The sequence below is a fragment of the Vibrio nomapromontoriensis genome (assembly GCF_050337205.1).
GTDB lineage: Bacteria > Pseudomonadota > Gammaproteobacteria > Enterobacterales > Vibrionaceae > Vibrio > Vibrio nomapromontoriensis.
Genome location: NZ_JAKJSS010000006.1, coordinates 807911 through 832622 on the forward strand (window position 1 = coordinate 807911; position 24712 = coordinate 832622).

Sequence of the window (24712 nt, forward strand, 5' to 3'; positions counted from 1 at the left end):
AATGAAAAACAATCTGCATGGCATGCTGCGTTCGGACCAATCGATTATGGTGTGTGTGGCGCGTGGGTACATTGATTACAACAAGGGTACATCCGTGAATGGTAGTGGTTATAACGCCGCAAAGTACGCCGACCTTGGTCGAGTGACGCTAGAAAAGCTTGTCCCAGGCATGACGTTACTTCATCAATACGGCAGTGCTTGGAAGTGTCCTAAATATTCCTTTTATGTGCATTCAACGGGAGGGCACTGCGGCACTTGGGGTGGCAGTGCCAGCATTGGCCGTAGCAGTTATTGGGGCGAGAACGACAGTCATATTTGGGCGGAAAACTGGCGTCTTACGGCGGGTAATGGCAGTGCGTACAGTTCGAATTGGGTCAGTGGCCGCCTTTATATTCTCATCTTTGCGCCGTTTTTAGATATCCCAACGCCCGTAACGCCAAAGTGGGGCATGCAGATGTTTAATTCAAATAAGCAGCAGTCGTACAACACGCACTACATGCCCCATGTACTGAGAGGCTTATCTGATATCCCCCCGTATAGCTTGGATGTATTGGACTGGAATAACGGGATTGCACCACCAGATACCGTAGAACCTGCGCGATTACCAGCCGTTCCACCTATCACTCTGGGAGCCGCATCGAGAGGCCAAACAGGCACCACGCTGGTGACCTATTACGACCCACAAAACCACCGAGTTTCGGCTCGCTCTGCTGGCACGATGACCACGTCACAGCGGCAGCAATGGCGCTACGACATATACGGCAACAGCAAACCTCAATTCAAAGTGCCAATAATCCACGCCGCAGACTACTTTTAAGGAGATTCACTATGCCTTGGCTACATTTACCGTCCGTGACCGCGACACAAGGAAGCGTAACCGTTAACGTTTCTGGTGCGTTTGACACCCATTCGATTCAAGTTGGCGATGGGCTGTTAATAGGCCAATTTGCGTTGGTCGAAATTGCCGATATTCACTCACAGCAACTTACCTTAAAAGCGGCTTGGCCAAACGTGACTCAAACACATCGTCCAGCCGCGATTATCCCCACCGCCGCCGACTTCCAACTTGCGGCAAACATGCTCCGCGAAGCCATGACCACCACCCATGGAAATTACGCAGCAATGGAGCGATGGTGGACGGAAAACGCAGACATCGAGTTCACCGCCTACGATAGCTCAAAGCACAAGGTTCGCAGCGCCAAAAAAATGGACAGCGAAGCCAAGGCGCTAGAGCAATCATTAAGCCAAAGCGTAAGTGTATTAATGGGAGAACTGCGCTCTGGGATGGATAATTATTTGCTGAAAAGCGAAGCGCAAGTGGAAGAGTCTAGAGCGAAGAACCTGCGTAAGTTTCCTGCTAGTGGTTATGTGAATTTTGGTAATCATCGTAATGATAATTCAAATTATATAGCCATAAATAGCGGCCTATTCACTGAGCTTTCGGCTAAAAATCTTTTAAACCTTGGGTCAGGGGTAGGTAACTCCGGGTCTGCAAAAAAAGGAAGTTCTGATACTGATTGTTCAGTGATTCATATTGCTGGGACCGTTGCGCCAATTCGAAATATGAACGTCGTAGATACTGGGTATCAAGCGTCTCGCTTTATCTTCCCTGAACCCGACGACGGCACAGTTTCATTTGATTCAAAAACCGGAACTATCTTTGATTATGTGAACGAAGTTGATCCCAAGTATGGCAATAAGCCTACCGGAACGGCGGTAGAAATTCATAATGAGGCTGCTAGTCGGAATTTTGAGGGTTTGGTTAAGAATGGGGATTTTAGGTTGGGTGACGTTAATTGGAATAGGGCTAACGTGACTATAACCACAAGTGGAGTTACTGCCACAGCTGATAGTGCTTATATTTTCCAAGGGACTAGTCTAACGATAAATACAGATTACTTAGTAGAGATAGTCTGTACTCAAGGTTCAGGACAAGTACGCTTAGATACATCCGGGAGCGCTTTTGGTTATTTTTCCGTTGGTACAAGCAAGCTAATTATATCCACAGGTGGGAGCCTTACAGCCGCTCGCGCTCAACTTTTGGGTATGGTGAGCGGGACTAAAGTTACATCATTTTCAGTTCGACCAGCCACCAACCAGCCACGCATCGACCGCAAAGACTTGTCAATGTTCGAAATGTATGACGAGCTAGTGACGGACGATGAAATCTTTCCATTCGTTATTCAGAATGTGAATCGAAATGTTATTGCTGGCGTGCCTATGGTGTTATCAAAGCGCCCTCAATCCTATTTTTGGAACTTCGATAAAGAAACCGCCGACGGAACGGCAGCAAATAATAAATACTTCTGTTGGAAATGGTCAGCATTAACGCCAGAGCAAAAGGCAAAAGTGGCAACGTATTTAGGCGATGCGATTTATCTTGCTGTTACACCAGACGCTAATGGTAATGATGTTGTGAATACTCGTCTTCGTAATAAAGCTATTGCAGGGGCGGGTAATGGGGATTGGGAGACATTGCGCAGTTACGGGTCGCCACTTGCTTTCAGTGGTAATTATTTGATTTCCCCGCAAGGTGTTCGTAACTCCACACCGATTCATAATGCGCTATACCCTATCTACTCGGGTGTCGGTTACTCCCTGTCAATAACCAATGAAGTAGGGGTGTTTGCCGCGCAGAAGGACCGCTCGAATCCTGATGATACCTCGGCATACAAAGGTCGATGTTTCGCATATGTGAATGGTGTGCTTGATAGACTGAATAAAGGGGCCGGGCATATAGGAGTTAATGACAAAGGAACAAGAGCATGGAACGCTACTCACGCAGGGCAACATGCGGCTTGGTGGGCATCAAGCGCACCAAAAAATGTAACCACCGCAGACGCTTTCCATGATGCAACTCAGGATTACGCTACGAGAAAAGGCTACCGAGTAGATAGTGGCTATATTGGGCGCCCATCTTTTCACAAGGCTGGTAAGTTTTTCGACGCTGCTTATGCGTCGGGCGAGGGTGGTTTCATTGACTTGCGAATGTCAGCTTGGGACTCGCAGACTTATAAAGGGGATGTGAAAGAGAAGTTCAAGAACGGTAAGTATCGCGGGATGCAGAAGTTGGTTAAGACCACCGTCCATGTACCTGTCCAGTACGGCAGCCACCCAGATGCAACATGGACAGCAATTCCAGCATCAGGCTCTATATCGGTAGCAAAGCTTCGTGTGAGTACAGCTAAAATAATGACTAACACCGAGAAGGTCGATGGGTATGTATCCAATGGTACTAACGTATATCGTGTAACGAACAGACACCCTAGTACTGGTAGTTTAAGTGAGTGGTCTGTGTATCTTGTTGGTGATGATGGGTATACCGAAAAGAGGCGCACGTTAGATTTTTCACTGACTACACACTTTACTGTTACCAACAAACTAAACTCATCAATCTCAGGTGATTACACCGAGCAAATGGTGATTGCTGACCCTGCTAACATCCCGAAAACGGAAGCTCTTAAAGACGGTTGGGTGGGGACTTGGGGTGGAAATCCTCCATTCGTAAATAACGGCGTTATATTCACCAGAAAGAATTTAATTTCGACATCAAAAGTTACGTACTCGACTGATTCTGGTGCTATCTGGGGGACCGCCACATTAAGCGCAACCAATGTAACTAACACGGCAACAGGTTCTATATCTGATGCTGATGAAGTTAGAGTTTACACGTACACTGCTTTTGCAAAGCAAACAAAACCAGTTGCGAACGGTAAGGTTTATCGCGGTGAAGAAGGGGTTGGGGATGTGTTTGCTACAGATAACAATAACGTTATATACGGTGGGTTGCTTGGTGAAACATTGCTAGGGAAGGTGTTAACTTCGAATAACGATCAAGGCTTTGGAGTCTTCGGGGTTAACAAATTTATGTTACAGGGTGGCACTGGTGTTATCTTGGGTTCAAAGTACGCCCCTAGTCACGATGGAATAGACCTGTCACCTCCACAAAACAACAGCCCGGCAGTTAAAGTCCTTATTTCTGACAAAACAGAAAACCGAGCGTTTAATTTCCAGTTCAACTTTAATGAGTTGGTTTGGGGTTCGCCGACATATATAACTCAGTTAGGGTCAGCCACATCTTGGAGTGCAGGTTCGTATTACCAAGTTACGTCGGGAGCATATAAAGGTTACTACAAGTGCGAAGGAACCTTTAATGACTCGTTAGACGGTAATGCGCAGTTGCACAGGAAGCCAGACTTTAATCTTTACTTTAATGACAACCTAATACTTAGGAATTTAGGTAGTGCGAGTGGTTTCGGTGACGATGACACAATCAGAATCATAAGCAACACTGGTACGTTCAATAACTATAACGGTGATACTTGCCTATACGGTACTCATGAACCCACGCTACAAATCGGTTGGACATTCGATAACACCGCTGAAGCAGGGGAGGAATAACCATGCGCATTGATACCGATTACCAATCTCTATCTGATATCGACCCTGAAATTGTTCGCTTTTACGAAGAGGAAACACGCCGCCGCATTATAGGCCATGAAGGGGAAGGCGAAGATTCAAAGCCTGTTTATGAAGAGTACCTTGTTATTGTGTTGGTTAAACCAGATGAAGTGACTTATCAAGACGTGTCACAACGTCGAGGTGAGCGTAAATCATGGGAGGAGATCAAGGCCGAACTGGTGCGAACGATAGCGTGGGAGGATTTCCAAGTAAATCATGATGGCTATCTACAATGGAAAGCCAGTTACCAGCATTGGCAACAAGAACAACCCACAGAAATTGTCATCGATGCTGATGGCAATGAAGAGGTGGTGTTGATGCCTGCCCCAGTTCGCCCAGTTACCGATATCGAGCATCGTCGTGAGCAGTACCAACAACATGTCACACCCTACGATGAAAACTATGTGGCATCCTTGGGCGAGTATACCCGCGCATGGGATGACTCAGATTTTGTGGTGACCTTGTTACCACAAACAATCCCTAAACCCAATGCAGAGATAGTGGCGTACCATCAACGCATAGCGAAGGAAGAGAGAGACATCGCGGTAAATTCAGCGATTAAAGTACTCGATGTTGAATGGCAAGTGGGTAACAATGCTTTTGATATTCGCACAGTCATTGATGACGCAACGACTATCGGTGCCACCCAAGACGTATCTCAAAACTTTCGCTTAGCCGACAACAGCTGGCGCATGACAACACTAGAAGAGCTTAAAGGGGTGTTAAAGGCTTTCATTGACCGTAAGAGAGGGATTTGGTCAGTGTTTAGTCACTGGGATGCAGGAGACAAGCTGACGCCGTTTAAACCTAATTTATGATTCGAGAAATTTTTCAATCTATCCGGTTTCGTTTTTCAAACGGCGCGGCAGGCTACACGATAGCGAGGTTTTGAGTCAATGGTTTTTTCAAAAAAATAAAAACAAAATATTCTTAGAAATATCTTTACTTTCTTGGATGCCTTATCAGATATGAGGTGTTTTTAGTTATCCACCAAAATTGTGGATAAAGGTGTTAATTGCCCGGTACAAAAGTTATTAACTGACATAAATGAAAATAAGGAGTGTGAATAACTTGCAGGGGATGTTTGTAAAGTTATTGATTTTATTGCGTTTTTCTGGGTTTTTTAAATAATTTAGAGAGTTGAGTTATTCTCATAATTGAGAGTGTTCTAAAAATTTGGGGACAAGCCGTGGATGAAATTTACGATCAACACGTGGCAGCTTGGAGTAGGAGGGCGATTAATATACCTAAACTCGCGGAGAAAAGCGAGCAAAGAGTTGCAAAAGTAGCGGAGTAACGGCGACAATATGAGCGGGATAAACAAAGGACTCGGTATCATGGCAAAACACTTCGAATTAGTTTCAGATTATCAGCCCTCAGGCGATCAACCCGCTGCTATTGAGCAGTTGCTAGAAGGTCTTGATTCTGGTCTCGCGCACCAAACCTTGCTGGGGGTCACGGGTTCGGGTAAGACTTTTACCTTGGCAAACGTAGTCGCAACGGCACAGCGCCCTGCTATCATTCTTGCTCCAAATAAAACACTAGCTGCGCAGTTGTACGGAGAGATGAAGGCTTTTTTCCCGAATAACGCTGTAGAGTACTTTGTTTCTTACTACGATTATTATCAACCAGAAGCGTATGTGCCAACGACGGATACCTTTATTGAAAAGGACTCTTCCGTTAACGCCCATATTGAGCAGATGCGTTTGTCTGCAACCAAAGCATTACTCGAACGCAAAGATGCCATTATTGTTGCGTCTGTTTCTGCGATTTATGGTCTGGGTGATCCGCAGTCGTATTTAAAAATGATGCTACACGTGACTCGAGGAGATGTGCTGGATCAGCGAGATATTATCCGCCGTTTGGCTGAGCTTCAGTACTCACGTAATGATGTTGCGTTTGAACGTGGTCAGTTCCGAGTTAGAGGTGAAGTCATTGATGTATTTCCTGCCGAATCCGATCAAGAAGCTGTCCGGATTGAGATGTTTGATGATGAAATCGACTGTATTAGTCTCTTTGACCCGTTAACGGGGGTTGTCGTTCAACGTGACCTTGCCCGCTATACCATTTACCCTAAAACTCACTACGTAACGCCAAGAGAACGTATTCTTGAAGCGATCGAAGAGATAAAAGTAGAGCTAAAGTCTCGCCAGGCTTACTTAACCGAAAATAATAAATTACTCGAAGAGCAACGAATTTCTCAGCGCACTCAGTTCGATCTTGAGATGATGAATGAATTAGGCTTTTGCTCGGGCATCGAAAACTACTCACGTTATTTGAGTGGTCGTAGTGAGGGTGAGCCGCCCCCGACGCTATTTGATTATTTACCTGCTGACGGTTTACTCATTATCGACGAATCCCACGTGACAGTTCCACAAATCGGGGCGATGTATAAAGGCGACCGTTCTCGTAAAGAAACGTTAGTGGAATATGGTTTTCGTTTACCATCGGCACTGGATAATCGTCCGATGAAATTTGATGAATTTGAGATGCTGGCACCGCAAACGATTTATGTTTCTGCCACGCCTGGTAATTATGAAATGGAAAAATCAGTGGGTGCGGTGGCGGATCAAGTTGTCCGCCCTACTGGCTTGTTAGACCCAGAGCTTGAAGTGAGACCAGTCGCGACTCAAGTGGATGACTTGCTATCGGAAGCCAAGAAGCGAGCGGCAAAAGACGAGCGTGTGTTGGTGACGACGTTGACGAAGCGTATGGCAGAGGATTTAACAGAATATCTGAGCGAACATGGCGTACGTGTTCGTTATTTGCACTCTGATATTGATACCGTTGAGCGAGTAGAGATAATCCGCGATCTTCGTTTAGGTGTGTTCGATGTCCTTGTCGGGATCAACTTGTTACGAGAAGGTCTTGATATGCCTGAAGTTTCGCTGGTTGCCATTTTAGACGCCGATAAAGAAGGTTTCCTTCGCTCTGAACGCTCGTTAATCCAGACGATAGGTCGTGCCGCGAGGCACTTAGAAGGTCGCGCTATTTTGTACGCGGATAAGATCACTAAATCGATGGAAAAAGCGATGGGCGAAACTAGCCGACGTCGTGAAAAACAGCACGCTTACAATGAGCTTAATGGATTGGTCCCAATGGCATTGAAAAGAAATGTTAAGGATATTATGGAGCTGGGCAGCGCGACGAAAGCCCGTAATAAGCAACCGTCTAAGCAAGTACCATTATCAAAAGTAGCGGAGCCATCTCAAACTTATGTTGCAATGTCTTCTCAAGACATTGAGAAACAGATCCTCACACTTGAAGGGGAGATGTATCGCCATGCTCAGAACCTTGAATTTGAGCAAGCCGCCCAAAAACGTGATGAAATAGAAAAGCTTAGAGCACATTTTATTGCTAACAGTTAACAAAACTCGCCATCTTTGTTAGTGTGCTCAAATATTGGTCATAGAAGTGTTGGCCATAGATTAGAATTAGCCTTAGACGTTATGCTCAGTTTGCATTCGTTTATCATGATAGTAGTTAGGAATTATGCAGCAGATTATTAGTGAGCCAAAATCTCGGTATCTATTAATGGTAGAAGATACCGCTTCCGTTGCCGCGCTTTATCGCTCATACCTGACACCGCTCGGTATTGACATTAACATCGTTGGTAATGGGCGAGATGCGATCCAGAGCCTTGCTCACCGCACTCCAGATTTAATATTGCTCGATTTGCGTCTACCGGATATGACTGGAATGGATGTTCTTGATGCTGTTCGCGAAGTGAACCCTAATGTGCCAGTTATTTTCATGACGGCACATGGCTCTATCGATATAGCTGTAGATGCAATGCAACATGGTGCGCAAGACTTTTTAATTAAACCTTGTGAAGCTGACCGGCTACGTGTCACGGTGAATAACGCGATTCGTAAAGCGTCAAAAATGCGCAATGAACTTAATGAAACGGGTAGCCCAAGCTATCAAGGGTTCATTGGTAGTAGTCAGACAATGCAGGCGGTGTATCGTACAATCGATTCGGCAGCGACCAGTAAAGCCAGCATTTTCATCACCGGTGAAAGTGGCACCGGCAAAGAAGTATGCGCGGAAGCGATCCACGCGGCGAGTCGACGTGGTGATAAACCTTTTATTGCGATTAATTGTGCGGCCATCCCTAAAGACCTGATTGAAAGTGAGCTATTTGGTCACGTTAAAGGCGCGTTTACCGGGGCGGCCACCGATCGCCAAGGCGCAGCGGAGCTTGCCGATGGGGGCACGTTATTTCTCGATGAGCTGTGTGAAATGGATTTAGAACTGCAGACCAAATTACTGCGTTTTATTCAAACCGGAACCTTTCAAAAAGTAGGATCGTCGCGAATGAAAAAAGTCGACGTCCGCTTTGTATCTGCGACTAACCGAGATCCGTGGAGGGAAGTGGAAGAAGGGCGTTTTCGTGAAGATCTGTATTACAGATTATATGTGATACCGCTGCATTTGCCGCCGCTTCGAGAGCGGGGTGAAGATGTCATTGAAATCGCGTACTCATTGCTTGGTTTCATGTCGCACGAGGAAGGTAAGAGCTTTGTTCGTTTTTCTCCTGATGTTATTGATCGGTTTATTCAATATGAATGGCCAGGCAACGTGAGGCAGTTGCAAAATGTTCTGCGCAACGTGGTGGTGCTTAATCAAGGCAAAGAGATTTTATTGGACATGCTACCTCCACCACTCAATATTCCCGTTGAAGCGAAAGTGGTGACCATTGAGCCGGTCGCTAATATGGCCTTTCGACCGCAAGACATTGTCCCACTTCATCAAAGTGAGCGAGCGATCATTGAACAAGCTATCGAAGCCTGTGACGGAAATATCCCTATTGCAGCGGGCTATTTAAGTGTTAGCCCATCCACCATTTATAGAAAAATCCAAGCATGGAATGCCAGTGAGAAAAATACATGAATTATATGAATCACGATAAAGTGAAAAAATTAGGTTCTGAGATTGGAATGGATAATCTGCCTATTTTACTTGGTATTTTTACCGGGGAGCTCGTGACCTATCAAGATCAGTTAACAACAGGGACGCTGAGTGACAAAGTGGCGTGCATGAAAGAAATCTCCCATGCGTTAAAAAGTAGTGCGGCCAGTTTTGGTGCTGAGGCGTTATGTGATTTTGCGCTTGCTGTCGATAGTGATGCAAAAGAACATGTGTTGCAGAACGACCAAAGCCGTATTGATGCGATGCTTACTCACTTACACGCAACGCATGGACAATATACTGAATTCTTGAATGGTTTGGATTGAATCGAGAATGAACGTAAGCTCATAACAAACTTAAGCTCATAGCAAACCTAGCAGGGTAAACCCCTAGGTTTGTTATGGGCCATAATTTGCTATCGAACTTGAAGTGGTAAACTCACGGTTTGATACTCAATGAAGCATCTGAGACTACTCTGATGACAACAGCGAGGTGATAGCATGCTTGAGCTTTTCACGATCATGGCGCCAATCGCGATTTGGCGAAGCAAGAGGTCGCGTGATGCATGGCCAATCTTCCATGAGCTCCGGATGCACTTCTTCACCAAGAATAATATCTAGCTTTCGGCCTTGTAGCGCACGTTCGCACCACTCTAGTTTTTGCTTCAACGTCATTCTTCCTGCCGGTCCGTATTCAGGCGACAAGTTCTCGACAAAAACAATTTTTGCCTGCTTGTTTTGATTCATCGCCTTGCTGATGTCTGCGAGCAGTAATGGCGGCATAATACTGGTTAAAAAGCTGCCAGGGCCAAGAATAATACAATCGGCTTGTAATATGGCTTCCACCGCTTCTTTTGTTGCTGGCACAATTGGATCCAAGTCTAAGCGTTGTAAATCTTGCTCCATTTCGTCGACAGAGGTTTCACCAGTGACCCAGCTTCCTTCGACCGATAGCGCGGTAAGATCAGAAGGGTGTTCAGACATTGGAATAATATTGACGTCAACTTTAAGCATGCTCCGGATCAAGTCGATGGCCTCTAATGGACGAACCGACAAGTTATCGAGTGCGGTGAGCATGAGGTTGCCCAGATTGTGACCGTTTAGCTCTCCGGCGCCGCGAAAGCGGTATTCAAACATCATGGAGCTAATCGAAGGCTCGGTGATCAATTGATTGATACAGTTTCGAGTATCGCCCCATGCTATGCCACCTTGGCAGTCACGGATACGACCAGTGGAACCGCCATTATCGGTTGTCGCAACGATGCCCGTTGCGTTGGAACCAAAATCGGCTAATGCCGCCAACATACGCCCAAGTCCATGACCGCCGCCAATTGCCACGACTTTTTTTGATGAATATATGCTCATCTTATTCTTCTTTTATGAATTATCTTATCTATACAAGATAAGGGAATTTGTTCAACTGATATACTCAGCTACAATAAAAATGATGAATATGTAAGGTTTTTTTACATTAGAGGTAGAAAACCATACTGTAATTGAGTATTTTACTCATAAAGCTGTCCTCGTGAAAATAGCGAAGATTGCCATAACTCCGAGCTCTACGCGCTAAGTCTTCGCTGGTATAAGCCAAGATACGCCTCTAGAGCCAGTGACAAGTTGTCACCAGGGCAGAATTGGAAATGATTTTGCCTCCCGTATTTGGAAAGGTGTTCCGTGGCGCAACAATTTGAAGATAAATTCCATCGTAAGTTTTATTACTTGCGCTTGTCTGTTACCGATGTGTGTAACTTTAAATGCACTTATTGCCTCCCTGATGGCTATAAGCCGCCCGGTCAAAAACGACCGGCTTTTCTGACGCTTCCAGAAATTAAGCGCGTGGTTACTGCGTTTGCTGATTGTGGTACGTCCAAGGTTAGGATCACGGGTGGTGAGCCTAGTTTAAGAAAAGATTTCCCTCAGATTATCGAGACCGTTGCTAATACCCCTGGTATTGTTAAGGTCGCGACGACGACGAATGGCTATCGCATGGCTAAACAAGTCGATCAATGGCAGAGCGCCGGTTTAACCCATATCAATGTCAGCGTAGATAGTCTTGATCCTCGTATGTTTTACCAAATAACGGGTGAAAACAAGTTTGCAGAAGTGATGCAAGGTATTGATCGTGCGCTTGAGATTGGCTACAACCAAGTCAAGGTCAACGTCGTATTGATGAAAGATCTCAATGCCAAAGAGCTTCCAGCTTTCCTTCGTTGGATCAAAGATCGTCCTATTCAGTTAAGATTCATTGAGCTTATGCAAACGGGTGAGATGGATGACTTGTTTCAAAAGCATCATGTTTCCGGTGTCGACATCCGCAATCAACTTATCGCTAATGGCTGGATTTTAAAAGCCAGAAGCGAAAACGATGGTCCGGCACAAGTTTTCGTACACGCGGATTATCGTGGTGAGATTGGTTTGATCATGCCGTATGAAAAGAACTTTTGTGAAAGCTGTAATCGTCTAAGAGTGTCTGCGATGGGCAAGCTACACTTGTGTTTGTTTGGCGATCACGGTGTAGAGTTGCGAGATTTGCTACAGCAAGATACTCAAGAACAAGCATTGATCGAGCGCATTCAAGCGCAACTGCAAACTAAATCAGTGAGTCATTTCTTACAGGATGGAAATTCTGGAATGACACCTCACTTAGCTTCAATTGGCGGCTAGTTCGTACTGAGTCGCTCCATAAATTATAAATAAATTTTGATAGGGTGAACAAATCATGGGTCACGCAGAAAGTAAATTTGTGCCAGCTAACATTGCAGTGTTAACCGTTTCTGATACACGTACAGAAGACAACGACACATCGGGTCGTTATTTAGTTGAGAACTTGCAAGACGCAGGACATACCCTTGCGGACAAGAAAATTGTTATTGATGACATCTACCAAATTCGCGCCATCGTTTCACAGTGGATCGCGGATGAATCGGTACAAGCTGTGATGATCACGGGTGGTACGGGCTTTACGTCTCGTGATAGCACGCCAGAAGCCTTAGTTCCTTTGTTTGATAAGCAAGTGGAAGGTTTTGGTGAGCTGTTCCGTCAAGTTTCTTATGAAGAGATCGGCACATCAACGATCCAATCTCGCGCTATTGCAGGTTTTGCGAATCACACGGTGATTTTTGCTATGCCTGGTTCAACGGGCGCTTGTCGCACAGGTTGGACGAAGATTATTAAGCAGCAGATGGACGCGAGTCATCGCCCTTGTAACTTTATGCCACATCTAAGTATCTAAGGGAGCTGGAATGTCAGAGTTTACTCATATTAATGCGTCAGGCGAAGCCAATATGGTGGACGTTTCTGCCAAAGCAGAAACCGTACGCGAAGCTCGCGCAGAAGCGTTTGTTCACATGGCACCTGAAACATTAAAGATGATTACTTCTGGAAATCATCACAAAGGTGACGTGTTTGCGACCGCTCGTATTGCTGGTATTCAAGCAGCGAAGAAAACATGGGATCTTATTCCTCTATGTCACCCGTTGCTGCTATCCAAGGTTGAAGTTCAACTAGAAGCAATCGAAGCCGAAAACAAAGTTCGCATAGAGTCTGTGTGTAAGCTGGCGGGTAAAACTGGCGTAGAAATGGAAGCCCTCACTGCAGCGTCTGTAGCAGCGCTAACGATATATGACATGTGTAAAGCGGTGCAGAAAGATATGGTGATTGAAAACGTCCGTTTACTTGAAAAAACGGGCGGAAAATCGGGACACTTTAAGGTGGAATCATGATTAAAGTACTGTTTTTCGCACAAACACGTGAGTTGTTAGGTACTGATAGCGTAGAGCTTGAAGGTGAGTTCTCATCCATCGAAGCGGTACGCGCTCACTTAGCAAATCAAGAAGGTAAGTGGTCACTTGCTCTTGAAAGTGGCAAGTTATTGGCCGCTCGTAATCAAGATATTGTCGCGATGACCGAATCTGTGATTGACGGTGATGAGATAGCGTTTTTCCCTCCTGTGACTGGTGGCTGATATGAAGCCAAGAGTAACAGTACAAGCCGACGACTTTAACGTGGGTGAAGAGTATGACGCTTTAGCTCAAGGTACCGCATCGGGCGCTGTAGTGACGTTTGTTGGCAAAGTGCGTGACATGAACCTTGGTGATGATGTGGTTGGGCTTTCTCTAGAGCACTACCCAGGCATGACGGAAAGATCGCTGGAAGCTATCTGTGATGAAGCTGAAAACCGTTGGTTACTCAACGGAATCCGTGTGATTCATCGTGTTGGTGATATGGACGCTGGCGATCAAATTGTATTTGTTGGTGTATCGAGTGCTCATCGCGGCGCGGCTTTTGAAGCGTGCGAATTCGTGATGGATTACCTTAAAACCAAAGCGCCATTTTGGAAAAAAGAACGCACGACGCAATCAACGCGTTGGGTTGATTCTAGAGAGTCCGATGCTCAAGCTGCCTCAAGATGGCAACAAGAAGACTAAGTGTTTCAAGGAGAATAAGCGTTCAATGGCTTATTAAATAGGCAAACAAAAACGCTATCATTCAATTAAGCCATTAAATAGAAAAGCACACGTATCCAATAATCCGAATTGGATACGTGTGCTTTTTTGTATGTGCGGTTATCGCCACTCCCCAACAGTTAGTTGAGCGTATCTAAATAGGCGCTGATAACCTGATGAACACCATTTTCGCTGTTACTTGGCGCGCTGAATTTTGCATACGTTTTTACTTTCTCGTGCGCGTTATCAACGGCATAAGAATGATAGCTGGCCTGCAGCATTTCTACGTCATTAAAGTAATCGCCGAAACTCATGGTTTGTTCGTGTGTAAAGCCAAGCGTTTCTTGGAGGTGACGTATCGCTGTGCCTTTTGAAGCTTGGGCATTCATGACATCGAGCCAGATCTTGGCGCTGACGACGACTTGATGGTCATGGCCAAATTCTTTGTCGATAGCGGGGAATACGTGCTTTTCTGTACCATCAAAATGGCAAATGGCGACTTTAATGAAATCATCGTCAACACTGAGTAAATCTGAAACAGATTCACGACGGTGGTAGTACTTGGCAATCTCTTCTAGTGCCTGACTATCATCTGTTTCTATGTAGGCTGAACGCTTTCCACATAAAACGACATACGCGTTAGGGATTTTGCGAACTTCAGTAATGATGCGATGAATAGCTGACCTGTCTATTTCACAGCTATACAGCTCTTTACCTTGGTGCATGACAATCGTGCCGTTTTCAGCGATAAACATCATCTCATCTTGAATTGGCGCAAAGGTTTCTAACAGGCTGTAGTACTGGCGACCAGATGCAGCACAGAATAGGATGCCTTTGTCACAGATTTGGCGGTGTAGGTCCAAGAAATCAGCGGGCAGCTTACCTTGTGGATCAAGCAGTGTTCCGTCCATATCAGAGGCAATAAATTTTATGTTATTAGTAGGCATTCGCACTTTCTCGTTAAGGGTACTGGCCGATTATAAGATGATTCAGTTTCATGTCATAGCGTGAAACTGAATCGTTAAAGTGCTATTTGTTACATCGAGACGTTTTGTAACGAAAGTTACGATAGTAAGCGGAATATTTAAGTCCCATTTCTGTGTTGTACTCACCAGCCCAATTACTAATTTGTGGGTCGATGGCCCAAACATTCATCATGGCTCTGAGTTTCGTGTCCGATTTCATTGGAATCGGAAGGTGTTTTGAGTGCCTGACCTTATAAACAATCTGGCCATCGATAAACCAGCGGATGACGCGGTGGTTCCATTCAATAGCATAGGTATGGAAATCTTCAGAGGCATCAAAATCCAAATAATGAATGTATTCGTTTTTCTGTTCATAGCTATTATCGTTAGTCCAAAAGTTAAACTGGACTAAATTAGTATTGGAACCAAGAAATTCGATGTCAATTTCGTTGTGAAGCCCATTACCACCATCAGGTTGATCATAAGGACCAGCAAACAAGAAAAAGGCACTTATGACACCGTCGGCTTTTATCGGCTTAATGTCTACTTGAAAGCAGCCATTACCGTAAAAATCCAATGTCCTAATTTCCCCAGAAATGATATCCAAATAGCCATGATTGTCTTCAGTATTCTCTAAGTGTATCGCCATTCCACTTGGACTAAACTCAACTTGGCTATCTTGCCAGCGGTTTAGAAAGGGGTATCCATTTTCCCAATCGTGAGCGAGAAACCAGCGTGAACGGTCTAATTCATTGAAACCGTCTGAAAATGGGGTGTCAGCATATGACAGCGAGCTCAGCCCTGCGGTGAGTAGCACTAGGCATTCTTTTTTCATCAGTTATGTCCTTGCTTTAGGCGTCAATAATTCTTCCGTAAACATAACTAGTGTGACGGTTTCTAGAAAAAACTGACGTCTAGTTTTTGAGAAATAGCCAATAAGATGCTGAGCAACGTTATGATTACTCAGCGGGCAGCTAGCGTAAGTCATTGAGGTCGCACAGATATGATGAGGTATGTCGCTTTAGAAAATTAGAGCTTGCGAGAAGAGGCGGCTGAATTACAATTGGTGACTAGTTAGTTAACGCAAGATAAGGGAATGAGCTTGTCAATTATTAAAGAATGTATCAGAACCGTCGGCAGAGGCTCTCGCGGGCGAGGTCCACTAACACAAGAACAAGCCAGAACAGTCATGCAGCAATATGTCGACGGCCAAATCGACGATGATCAAGTGGCGATGCTGCTCATGCTCATTCGTGTAAGAGATGAGACCGCAGAAGAAATCGCTGGATTTGTTGAGGCATTGAAACCGAAAAATCACCATGTTCAAGCTGATTTCGATTGGCCTTTGTACGCAGGAAAGCGCGTAGGTCAAATGTCGGGTAAGCCTTGGCATTTACTTGCCGCGAGTATTTTGGCGGAAAACGGCGTAAAAGTGTTGCTTCATGGCGATCTGGATAAAGAAAGTGAGCGTATTCATGCTCGCGACTGCCTGTTGTCACTCAACATCACCAAGGCAGACGACATTGAGCATGCTGGGCAAATGTTAGCGCAGCAAAATATCGCGTATTTACCGCTCAGCCACTTCTCACCGTTAGCGAAACGAATGCTAGATTGGAAGCATCGCTACGGATTAAGAACGCCTATCAATACGGTGATAAGAGCACTGAATCCGGCAAATGCCCCCTATGGAATGAGAGGCAGCTTTCACCCTGGCTTTCAAGAGTTACATGCTCAAATAGAACACTTGCTCGTTCGTCATGCAGGAAGTGAACATGAATACAAGCGCATGTTGTCTTTTAAAGGACAGTCCGGGGAAACGGAGTTTAACCCTAAGGTAAGCCAAACCGTGTGGTGGGTAGAGGGCGATTCGGTGCATTCAACCTATATCGAAGAAACGATGCAGGACAGAGAAGTACCGAAATATTGTCCGTTTGAGACGCCGCAAGATGAATGGCAACTCATGGCCAATACCGTTGTGGCAACGCTAGCTGCGGCACTTTTCACCATGTCAGGCGATTATTCATTGTCGGTATCAAAAGCTGAATCGTATTGGTCTGCGTATTGTCGCAATACTTATACAACGGATTTAAGCCAGTCTTTAAAAACGTGCTAAACCATGAATAGCAGTTTGCCGTATTATTTGAGCTGACGGTTATCTAGGCGCTAGCGCACTGCTTTCCGAGTAACCAAATCACTCGTTTTGGTTACTCGCTATTGTGTCTGCCGCCATGCTAATCGTTTTATTCATTTTCCAAGGAATTCAATGAATGATGTCTAAAGTCAGCTTGTTGCAAATCGATGAAAACTCTCCGCTAATTAGTGCCTTAGCGTCCATGTTTCACTCTGAATGGCCTGACTTTAAGGTCAGTGACTTAGGTATTTCAAATCCAGAAGTCCCATTACCCATTGCTGCTTTATCAGATGGTAAGTTAATTGGTGGCTTGGCCTTTTCCCTATTTGAGGAGCCGGGATGCACTCATAAAGTCGTTTGGTTAAACGCCGTCTATGTTAGGTGTGATTTCCGTGGGCAAGGAATAGCAAGCCAGCTGATTCGATATGCTCAAAGACAACTCAAACCCTCTCAATCTGGTCTGTATGCATACACAAATGTTCCAGCCCTGTATCAATCACTGGGTTGGTCAGAGATTGATACAGAGTCGGAGCCAAACCATAAAGTCATGAGAGTATCTCGAACCCCTCAACGACAGGTTTAGAGCGCTTTAAAGGACAGACCCCGAAAGCATGATTTAGTTTCTATCGGTGACTTATTGCCGGGAATACTCGATGTAAAGGACGGTCGTGAAAGGTTTGTTAGAAATGCCTGAGCTCTCCTTACGTTCTATCCTAAGACTTATATTCTAATGTCTTCGCCCTCATTTCATACTTAGCCGAGCTAAACATTTACACACAGTTTTGTGTTAAAAATTTGTTGATACCAAGTATATTAATAATTACTCTGATGATGAATTATTGAGGAGAGCAAAGATGGCTACATTTCAATTTTACCAAAAAGATAAAGTACTATTACACTTGGATGTCAGTAGTCCATCATTTTTAGCAGAAAGTGAACAACTCATTGATCAAGGGTTTGAGTGCATTGGTGATATTGTAGAAGCCGAAAATAGTCAGATAGCGCATGAAAAATTTAAAACGATTCATGGTGATGAATTAAAAGTTTTGGCGAAATCGCAATTGGTGGTGGGAGTTGTTACCGCGGGAACTGCTGGGCTGTAAAGCTGAAGTATTGCGTCATATAGGCGTTAGTCAGTACAAATGTTTTTCAATTGCACTGACGTTCGCTTAAAGTCTATCGGTTAATAAGAGAGCTAAACCAATGGTCGTGGGTTATTATGGTTACTCTCTGTTTATCAAATCACATCGGTGCGTTGCATGAATTTCGCTTCAGCCTTTGAGTAGCACTGACCACCTAACATTCGGGTAAATTGAAATTGCCGTGTGTTGGTTGCAAAAGGCAGGCAGAAAATGAAAGCAATTCGAGGGCGTAAGCTTTAATCCCTCTCGTGCTAACTTCCTTACTTCCTTACTTCCTTACTTCCTTACTTACGTTATACCTTCATAAAGTGCTCTTCCAACGTTTCACTATTAGCTTCTGAAAGTAGCGTCATAAACCAGTCAATATCGAGCTCCGATAGGGTTGTTTTTACCACGAAGGCGCAATGAAGCGATTGTGATGTGAGATGTGCCTGCCTAAACCCTAGCGAAGCGTCACCCCCATCCACCGATAGTGTTTTCTCTGCGTCGATACGCATGTAATCAGTGAGTGCCACGATCAACTGCATAGGATTTTGCTGCGATGCAATCCGATATAAATACCCTTCGGAGACCTTTTGTTGCGCCCAATAGTCGATGTTACTCAGGTTCAAAGGGCGTTGGCTAAAGAGCAGGGCTTCACACCGTTGTGGCCATGCTGATAGGGATACTGGCGTGTGTTTGAATTCAGGTTGACCAGAGTTAACGTCTGAGTTTGGCTCAATGAGCGAACAAGGTTTACCGTTGCTGGCGGTTGAGTTGTTCCAATGTATCGGCATAAACAGCTGGTTTGGTGTCATAGCGGTAGAGCAATGAACACGGGCTTGAATGGCTGTTTGATTGTTGTTTATGCTGGCGATGTGTCCATGCTTAACGCCGAAGCGTTGTGCGGTATCGGGGTGAACGGTGACATACGGCTCAGGTGAATGGCTTGCCAGACTGGTTGATAATCCGGTACGGCTCATGGTGTGCCAGTGATCGCGTGCTCGTCCACTGTTAAGAATTAACGGTAACTCTCGAGAGGGGCTACTTTTCGGTGCCTGGTGGCGAACGGCAATAAATTGCGCACGCTTGTTGGGAGTAAAAAATTGATTATCGCTAAATAAACGTTGGTTGACGATCTTAGATTGTTGCTCTGTGACTGGCCATTGCTGGGGGGACAATCGGCTATAGCCTTTATCATCAAGCGAGGTGAGACCAATCAGATTGAGGTCGCGTTGGCCTGCCTCATTGCCGAGTGTTGTCATCATGGCGTATTCGCTGAAAATTTGTCCTTCATGCAAGTAATTAAACGCTGAGGCAAAGCCCATTTTTTTCGCGACCTGACTGATGATCCACCAATCTGGTTTTGCAAGCGCAGGGCTTGGCAGGAGGCGGCGTTGGCGTGAAATACGTCGCTCTGAATTGGTCACGGTACCTGACTTTTCACTCCAACCTTGAGAGGGGAGGATAACGTCAGCGAACTGGGTCGTTTCGGTATCTTGGATGCAGTCCGACACGACAACGAAGGGACACTGACGCAGTGCTGCTTGGATCTTTTGGCTATCAGGAAGGCTCACTACAGGATTGGTGGCCATTATCCATACCGCTTTGATTTTGCCAGATTCAATGGCATCAAACAGTTCAATAGCTTTTAAACCGGGCTTGGTGGCCAGTTGGCTGGTTTGCCAATAGTCTTGGATAAGGGATTGGTGTTGTGGGTTATCAAACTCCATGTGACTGGCGAGTGTGTTGGCAAGGCCACCCACTTCTCGACCGCCCATTGCATTTGGCTGACCAGTTACAGAGAAGGGCCCTGCGCCAGGCTTGCCTATTTTGCCTGTCGCTAAGTGACAGTTGAGTATGGCATTCACTTTGTCTGAGCCTTGGCTGGATTGATTCACGCCTTGAGAGTATACGGTGACGACCTTTTCAGTCTTGGCAAATAATGTATAGAAACGCTCAAGCTTTTCTAAATCAAGCCCTGTTACCTCTAGGGTGTTTTTTTCAGTGTTAGCCATCTTCAGCGCGGCATCAAAACCGTCGGTGTAAGCGTCGATATAGTCATGATTAAGGTGTTTGTGAGTACAAAGATACGCCAATAAGCCATTGAACAACGCCACATCGGAGCCAGAGTTAAGGGCTAGGTGCAGATCTGCGATCTCACAGGTGGCCGTCTCTCTTGGATCAATGACGACAATGTTCATAGTTGGGTTTTGCTGTTTTGCGAGGCGAAGACGCTGAAATAACACAGGGTGACACCATGCGAGATTTGAGCCTGTGATAATCACCAGTTCGGCCTGCTCTAGATCTTCGTAACAGATGGGAACCGTATCGGAACCAAATGCTCGCTTATGACCCACGACACTCGATGCCATACATAGCCGCGAGTTACTGTCGATATTACCGCTGCCTATGAAACCTTTCATCAGCTTGTTTGCTACGTAGTAATCTTCGGTAAGCAGTTGTCCAGAAACGTAGAAGGCGACGGAGTCGGGACCGAATTGCTCAATAGTGCGGGTAAACTGGGTCGCTACGTGCTCGGTGATGGTCTCCCAATCACTGACAGTGTCTACGTGTGTCGTAACCTTGCCAGATTCTTCTAGAGCATGGTTGACTGCTTCGGTGCTATTCGTGGGGGCTTTCGTCAATGAGCGAAAGAGTGGGAAGCGTGCTCGTCCATCTTGAATCACGGTCTCACCTAGCGCAATGCCCTTACTGCAAAGCTTGCCATAGTTTGATGGATGAGATTTATCTCCCCTTACTTCGAGCAATCCTTTCGCGGTAGGTCGTGCTTCTATTCCACACCCTACACCACAATATGGGCACGTTGATTTAGTCCAACTACCATCATCCATAATTTTCTCTCTCTGTTCAGAGTTAATCCACGATATGTATGAGTGAGCAAGTTCCGCGCCATATCGCCTTAAAGTATGGTGAGGCTAAGTTTTCACAATAAAAGTTATATAAATCAATGGATAAAAACAGTACCACTAAAGTGGTATGTGGTGATTTTTAGCCTATCTCTGAAGTAAACTTGAGAAGATGCACTGTTTTGGAAGTAAATGCACTAAAAGTGCTCAAAAATGGGGGTTAATTGTGTTTTTGGCGACAGGGCTTTGATTGAAGACTTCAGGGTTGTTGTTGGTAGTTAATTGTTTTTAAAGTGATTTGTTGATTATTTTCCATAGGGTCTGTTGTGTTGGCACTGTCTTTGCTCAAGCTATAGTAGACAAAATGAGAGTGAGTCATTGAATGACCATGGAGTGCTATATGAAAGGATTCAGCCATCACGCCACTGTTTCGCTGATTGGTGCAGGACCGGGAGATCCCGACCTGCTAACCATTAAAGCGATGAAAGCCATACAAGCCGCAGACACGATCATATTTGATAATTTGGTCAGCGAGCCGATTCGAGACTTATTTCCTAGCACAGCCACGTTAATTTTTGTTGGAAAGCAGAAAGGTTGTCACAGTTCGACTCAAGATGAGATCAACCAAACATTACTAGCGCGAGTGAATGCAGGTGAGCGAATTTGCCGGGTTAAAGGAGGAGATTCATTTGTGTTTGGCCGCGGTGGTAAAGAGATGCTGTGGCTTAGTCAACATGGTATCGACGTTGAGGTTATCCCTGGTATTACGGCGGCGTCCGGTTGCACAACGTATTCTCAGATCCCGCTTACCCATCGCGGGTTAGCACAAGGCTGCACATTCATCACTGCCCATGCAGAGCATGACTTAGAAGTGCGTTGGGATGCGTTAGCCAAATTGAACCAAACATTGGTGATATACATGGGCTTGACCAAGACGCAGCTGATATCCACGGCGCTTATTGATGCTGGCATGGATCCTAATACACCTGTGGCATTGATTGAAAAAGGTTGTTGTCCCGAGCAGCGTACGCTTATTGGTACGTTGGACGAACTGGATGCATTGAAGCAGCAGCACAAGGTGCAGTCTCCAGCGCTTATTGTCATTGGTCAGGTGGTGACCGTCGCTGAAAAAATGCAGTGGCTAGCACAACGCTCAATGAATGCCGTAATGGATGAATCAGCAGTCGACACTGAACTGCGAAGATTAAAACTGACAGCTTAATATTTTTAAAAGGAATTAATGATGAGTAAGCAGAAAATAGTTGTTGTTGGCAATGGAATGGTTGGCCACAAGTTTATTGATTCAATTATTTCGTCTGAAACGGCAGAGTTTCAGGTTATTACATTTTCAGAAGAGCCTCGTTTGGCTTACGACCGAGTACAACTCACGAGTTATTTTGATGAAGGAAAAGGAGCCAGTGATCTGGCACTAACGGACGCCAGTTACTATGAAGAAAACGGCATCCAGTACGTGCTAAATGACAAAGTAGTATCACTGGACACAGACGCTAAAACCGTTGTCACGCAAAGTGGTCGACGTGAAGCTTATGACAAGCTGGTACTAGCAACAGGGTCATTTCCGTTTGTGCCGCCCATCCCTGGTAACGATCAGGCTCACTGCCACGTTTATCGAACCATTGAAGATTTGGACGCTATTGAAGCATCAAGCAAAACCAGCAAGAGCGGCGTGGTGATTGGGGGTGGGTTGTTAGGTTTAGAAGCGGCGAATGCAGTTAAAAACTTAGGTTTGGAAACACACGTCGTAGAATTTGCCCCCCGTTTAATGGCGGTGCAATTAGATGATGGTGGCGGCGCATTACTGAAGCGAAAGATTGAAGATCTTGGCGTCACCGTTCATACGCAAAAAGCGACCACAGAAATTGTTGCGGGTAGTCATTCTCGCTATCGCATGAACTTTGCTGATGGTACTCACCTTGAAACGGATGTGATTGTTTTCTCCGCAGGTATCCGCCCACAAGATGAATTAGCAAGGCAGTCAAATATTACCATTGGAGAACGTGGCGGTATTGTGATTGACGATAGCTGCCAAACCAACGTCAAAGATGTCTACGCAGTGGGTGAATGTGCGTTATGGGATAACAAAATTTTTGGTTTGGTGGCACCGGGCTACCAAATGGCAAAAGTGGCCGCGTCACAAATTCTCAGCAATGGTCAGTCGGGTTCGTTATTTACTGGCGCAGACATGAGCACCAAGCTTAAGTTGCTGGGCGTAGACGTGGCGAGTATTGGTGAAGTGCATGGTCAAACACCGGGCGCGCAATCTTACACTTACAATGACGAAATAGAACAAGTCTATAAACGGTTAATTGTCTCTGAAGATGGCAGTAAAATCGTTGGGGCGGTATTAGTTGGCGACGCGGACGCCTACGGGACGCTATTGCAGTTAAAGCAAAATGATATGCCATTACCAGAAAACCCATCCGTGCTGATTCTACCAAATGTCGCAGACGATAGCGCGACAGGACTTGGCGTGGATGCATTGCCAGATTCGGCCGTAATCTGTTCTTGTTTTGATGTGACTAAAGGGGACATCAAACAAGCGGTGGCAAGTGGTTGTAATACGATGGCCGCGCTAAAAGAGACAACGAATGCGTCTACGGGTTGTGGCGGTTGTTCCGCTCTTGCCAAACAAGTTCTAGACAGCGAATTACTTAACCTCGGTGTAGAAGTCAATAACGATATTTGTGAGCACTTTGCTTATTCGCGCCAAGAATTGAGCGACATTGTGCGCGTCAACCAAATCAAAACGTTTGATGATTTACTGGAAACGCACGGCAGTGGGCTTGGCTGCGAGATTTGTAAGCCGACCGTTGGCTCAATATTGGCGTCATTCTGGAATGACTACATTTTGGAAGAGCAGCATATGGAGCTGCAAGACACCAATGATATTTATCTTGGCAACATGCAAAAAGATGGCACTTATTCGGTTGTTCCCCGTATTGCTGGGGGGGAAATTACGCCAGATAAGCTAATTGTACTGGGGCAAGTGGCAAAAGACTTTGATTTGTATACCAAGATAACCGGTGGCCAGCGTGTCGACTTGTTTGGTGCTCAATTAAACGAGTTGCCGCTGATTTGGAAGCGATTGGTCGATGCTGGCTTTGAAACAGGTCATGCTTACGGCAAATCCGTGAGAACCGTTAAATCGTGTGTGGGGAGTACATGGTGTCGATACGGCGTGGCAGACAGTGTGGGTTTCGCCATTGACCTTGAGAATCGTTATAAGGGGTTACGTTCACCCCATAAGCTTAAGTTCGCAGTCTCAGGCTGTACGCGCGAATGTGCCGAAGCTCAGTCAAAAGATATTGGTGTGATTGCCTCAGATAAAGGCTGGAACTTATACGTATGTGGTAACGGTGGTATGCGCCCTCGTCACGCCGATTTATTGGCAACGGATCTCGATGAAGAAACCTTGATACGGTATATCGATCGTGTGTTGATGTTCTATATTCGCACCGCAGATCGTTTGCAACGTACTTCGGTGTGGTTAGAAAATTTAGAAGGAGGCATCGAGTACCTCAAACAAATTATCGTCGACGATAAGCTTAACCTAGCCGAAGAACTTGAAGCCGATATGGCCACCAACGTTGGAAAATATCAATGTGAATGGAAAACCACGTTAGAGAACCCAGAAAAACTAAAACGATTCCAACACTTTATTAATACTGAAGAACTGGATAGTAACTTGCAGTTCGTCAATATTCGCCAGCAAAGATTCCCAACTAACAATAAGAAACAAGCGCTCATTTTGGAGCAACGTATTGATGTGGTTGAAGTGTAACCGCCAA

At 45.4% G+C, this 24712-nt stretch carries 20 protein-coding genes and 1 riboswitch; of the genes, 16 read left to right on the plus strand and 4 right to left on the minus strand.

Annotated elements, in window-relative coordinates; translation table 11 throughout:
- The first annotated feature begins 1 nt into the window (after position 1).
- The 6 genes from L4D05_RS03780 (at position 2) to L4D05_RS03805 (ending at position 9698) form a co-directional block, all read left to right on the plus strand.
- Positions 2-817: a hypothetical protein gene (locus tag L4D05_RS03780; RefSeq protein WP_428793078.1), complete on the plus strand. Its 816-nt coding sequence runs from the start codon at positions 2-4 to the stop codon at positions 815-817.
- A gap of 11 nt (positions 818-828) precedes the next feature.
- Positions 829-4401, plus strand: a complete 3573-nt coding sequence (locus L4D05_RS03785; protein ID WP_428793079.1) for a hypothetical protein — start codon at positions 829-831, stop codon at positions 4399-4401.
- Positions 4402-4403: 2 nt separating this feature from the next.
- The gene (locus tag L4D05_RS03790; protein WP_428793080.1) at positions 4404-5279 is read left to right on the plus strand and encodes a hypothetical protein; all 876 of its coding nucleotides are present in this window, start codon (positions 4404-4406) and stop codon (positions 5277-5279) included.
- A gap of 519 nt (positions 5280-5798) precedes the next feature.
- Positions 5799-7829: an excinuclease ABC subunit UvrB gene (gene uvrB, locus L4D05_RS03795; protein WP_428752415.1), complete on the plus strand. Its 2031-nt coding sequence runs from the start codon at positions 5799-5801 to the stop codon at positions 7827-7829.
- 124 nt (positions 7830-7953) lie between these two features.
- On the plus strand, positions 7954-9354 hold the full coding sequence (gene luxO / locus L4D05_RS03800; protein WP_428752286.1) for a quorum-sensing sigma-54 dependent transcriptional regulator LuxO: 1401 nt from the start codon (positions 7954-7956) through the stop codon (positions 9352-9354).
- On the plus strand, positions 9351-9698 hold the full coding sequence (locus tag L4D05_RS03805) for an Hpt domain-containing protein (protein ID WP_428752285.1): 348 nt from the start codon (positions 9351-9353) through the stop codon (positions 9696-9698). Before luxO ends, L4D05_RS03805 begins: the two co-directional genes overlap by 4 nt.
- 144 nt (positions 9699-9842) lie before the next feature.
- Here the strand turns inward: L4D05_RS03805 and yvcK are convergent, their stop codons facing one another.
- A complete protein-coding gene (yvcK, locus tag L4D05_RS03810; protein ID WP_428752284.1) occupies positions 9843-10736 on the minus strand; it encodes a uridine diphosphate-N-acetylglucosamine-binding protein YvcK in 894 nt (297 codons plus the stop codon).
- A gap of 173 nt (positions 10737-10909) precedes the next feature.
- Positions 10910-11057, plus strand: a riboswitch (molybdenum cofactor riboswitch).
- On the opposite strand from yvcK, the gene moaA reads away from it, so the two are divergent.
- From moaA to moaE, 5 genes are all read left to right on the plus strand, one after another.
- Positions 11046-12035, plus strand: a complete 990-nt coding sequence (gene moaA, locus L4D05_RS03815) for a GTP 3',8-cyclase MoaA (RefSeq protein WP_428793081.1) — start codon at positions 11046-11048, stop codon at positions 12033-12035. It overlaps the preceding riboswitch by 12 nt.
- Positions 12036-12090: 55 nt before the next feature.
- Positions 12091-12603 (plus strand): molybdenum cofactor biosynthesis protein B, encoded by a 513-nt coding sequence (moaB, locus tag L4D05_RS03820; RefSeq protein ID WP_250616973.1) that lies wholly within the window; start codon positions 12091-12093, stop codon positions 12601-12603.
- A gap of 10 nt (positions 12604-12613) precedes the next feature.
- Positions 12614-13093: a cyclic pyranopterin monophosphate synthase MoaC gene (gene moaC, locus L4D05_RS03825; protein ID WP_239941082.1), complete on the plus strand. Its 480-nt coding sequence runs from the start codon at positions 12614-12616 to the stop codon at positions 13091-13093.
- Positions 13090-13335, plus strand: a complete 246-nt coding sequence (gene moaD, locus L4D05_RS03830) for a molybdopterin synthase sulfur carrier subunit (protein ID WP_428793082.1) — start codon at positions 13090-13092, stop codon at positions 13333-13335. Before moaC ends, moaD begins: the two co-directional genes overlap by 4 nt.
- Before the next feature lies 1 nt (position 13336).
- The gene (moaE, locus tag L4D05_RS03835) at positions 13337-13798 is read left to right on the plus strand and encodes a molybdopterin synthase catalytic subunit MoaE (protein ID WP_428752281.1); all 462 of its coding nucleotides are present in this window, start codon (positions 13337-13339) and stop codon (positions 13796-13798) included.
- A 158-nt stretch (positions 13799-13956) separates the two neighbouring features.
- On the opposite strand, the gene L4D05_RS03840 is transcribed toward moaE, so the two are convergent.
- Together L4D05_RS03840 and L4D05_RS03845 are read right to left on the minus strand one after the other, a co-directional pair.
- Positions 13957-14763 carry an HAD family hydrolase gene (locus L4D05_RS03840; protein ID WP_428793083.1) on the minus strand — a complete coding sequence of 269 codons (807 nt, stop codon included), beginning with the start codon at positions 14761-14763 and terminating at the stop codon, positions 13957-13959.
- An 82-nt stretch (positions 14764-14845) separates the two neighbouring features.
- Positions 14846-15616 (minus strand): family 16 glycosylhydrolase, encoded by a 771-nt coding sequence (locus tag L4D05_RS03845; protein WP_428793084.1) that lies wholly within the window; start codon positions 15614-15616, stop codon positions 14846-14848.
- Positions 15617-15883: 267 nt separating this feature from the next.
- On the opposite strand from L4D05_RS03845, the gene L4D05_RS03850 reads away from it, so the two are divergent.
- The 3 genes from L4D05_RS03850 to L4D05_RS03860 all read left to right on the plus strand — a co-directional run bounded on the left by L4D05_RS03850 (position 15884) and on the right by L4D05_RS03860 (position 18015).
- On the plus strand, positions 15884-16894 hold the full coding sequence (locus tag L4D05_RS03850) for a glycosyl transferase family protein (protein WP_428752414.1): 1011 nt from the start codon (positions 15884-15886) through the stop codon (positions 16892-16894).
- Between the two features lie 157 nt (positions 16895-17051).
- Complete coding sequence (locus L4D05_RS03855) at positions 17052-17495, plus strand: GNAT family N-acetyltransferase (protein ID WP_428752413.1); 444 nt, start codon at positions 17052-17054, stop codon at positions 17493-17495.
- 271 nt (positions 17496-17766) lie between these two features.
- Entirely contained in the window at positions 17767-18015 is a 249-nt protein-coding gene (locus tag L4D05_RS03860) for a hypothetical protein (RefSeq protein ID WP_428752278.1), read from the plus strand.
- 332 nt (positions 18016-18347) lie between these two features.
- Here L4D05_RS03860 and L4D05_RS03865 read toward each other — a convergent pair whose 3' ends face one another.
- On the minus strand, positions 18348-20888 hold the full coding sequence (locus L4D05_RS03865; protein ID WP_428793085.1) for a molybdopterin oxidoreductase family protein: 2541 nt from the start codon (positions 20886-20888) through the stop codon (positions 18348-18350).
- Between the two features lie 415 nt (positions 20889-21303).
- Here L4D05_RS03865 and cobA point away from each other — a divergent pair, with 415 nt between their 5' ends.
- Together cobA and nirB are read left to right on the plus strand one after the other, a co-directional pair.
- Complete coding sequence (cobA, locus tag L4D05_RS03870; protein WP_428793086.1) at positions 21304-22125, plus strand: uroporphyrinogen-III C-methyltransferase; 822 nt, start codon at positions 21304-21306, stop codon at positions 22123-22125.
- Positions 22126-22146: 21 nt separating this feature from the next.
- The gene (gene nirB, locus L4D05_RS03875) at positions 22147-24705 is read left to right on the plus strand and encodes a nitrite reductase large subunit NirB (RefSeq protein ID WP_428752412.1); all 2559 of its coding nucleotides are present in this window, start codon (positions 22147-22149) and stop codon (positions 24703-24705) included.
- The last annotated feature ends 7 nt before the right edge of the window (positions 24706-24712 follow it).

What these genes read in the sequence shown, in the direction of transcription:
- L4D05_RS03780 (WP_428793078.1), top strand. Translation starts at nt 2, where the DNA reads ATGAAAAACAATCTGCATGGCATGCTGCGTTCGGACCAATCGATTATG.
- L4D05_RS03785 (WP_428793079.1), top strand. Translation starts at nt 829, where the DNA reads ATGCCTTGGCTACATTTACCGTCCGTGACCGCGACACAAGGAAGCGTA.
- L4D05_RS03790 (WP_428793080.1), top strand. Translation starts at nt 4,404, where the DNA reads ATGCGCATTGATACCGATTACCAATCTCTATCTGATATCGACCCTGAA.
- uvrB (WP_428752415.1), top strand. Translation starts at nt 5,799, where the DNA reads ATGGCAAAACACTTCGAATTAGTTTCAGATTATCAGCCCTCAGGCGAT.
- luxO (WP_428752286.1), top strand. Translation starts at nt 7,954, where the DNA reads ATGCAGCAGATTATTAGTGAGCCAAAATCTCGGTATCTATTAATGGTA.
- L4D05_RS03805 (WP_428752285.1), top strand. Translation starts at nt 9,351, where the DNA reads ATGAATTATATGAATCACGATAAAGTGAAAAAATTAGGTTCTGAGATT.
- yvcK (WP_428752284.1), bottom strand. Translation starts at nt 10,736, where the DNA reads ATGAGCATATATTCATCAAAAAAAGTCGTGGCAATTGGCGGCGGTCAT.
- moaB (WP_250616973.1), top strand. Translation starts at nt 12,091, where the DNA reads ATGGGTCACGCAGAAAGTAAATTTGTGCCAGCTAACATTGCAGTGTTA.
- moaC (WP_239941082.1), top strand. Translation starts at nt 12,614, where the DNA reads ATGTCAGAGTTTACTCATATTAATGCGTCAGGCGAAGCCAATATGGTG.
- moaD (WP_428793082.1), top strand. Translation starts at nt 13,090, where the DNA reads ATGATTAAAGTACTGTTTTTCGCACAAACACGTGAGTTGTTAGGTACT.
- moaE (WP_428752281.1), top strand. Translation starts at nt 13,337, where the DNA reads ATGAAGCCAAGAGTAACAGTACAAGCCGACGACTTTAACGTGGGTGAA.
- L4D05_RS03840 (WP_428793083.1), bottom strand. Translation starts at nt 14,763, where the DNA reads ATGCCTACTAATAACATAAAATTTATTGCCTCTGATATGGACGGAACA.
- L4D05_RS03845 (WP_428793084.1), bottom strand. Translation starts at nt 15,616, where the DNA reads ATGAAAAAAGAATGCCTAGTGCTACTCACCGCAGGGCTGAGCTCGCTG.
- L4D05_RS03855 (WP_428752413.1), top strand. Translation starts at nt 17,052, where the DNA reads ATGTCTAAAGTCAGCTTGTTGCAAATCGATGAAAACTCTCCGCTAATT.
- L4D05_RS03860 (WP_428752278.1), top strand. Translation starts at nt 17,767, where the DNA reads ATGGCTACATTTCAATTTTACCAAAAAGATAAAGTACTATTACACTTG.
- L4D05_RS03865 (WP_428793085.1), bottom strand. Translation starts at nt 20,888, where the DNA reads ATGGATGATGGTAGTTGGACTAAATCAACGTGCCCATATTGTGGTGTA.
- cobA (WP_428793086.1), top strand. Translation starts at nt 21,304, where the DNA reads ATGAAAGGATTCAGCCATCACGCCACTGTTTCGCTGATTGGTGCAGGA.
- nirB (WP_428752412.1), top strand. Translation starts at nt 22,147, where the DNA reads ATGAGTAAGCAGAAAATAGTTGTTGTTGGCAATGGAATGGTTGGCCAC.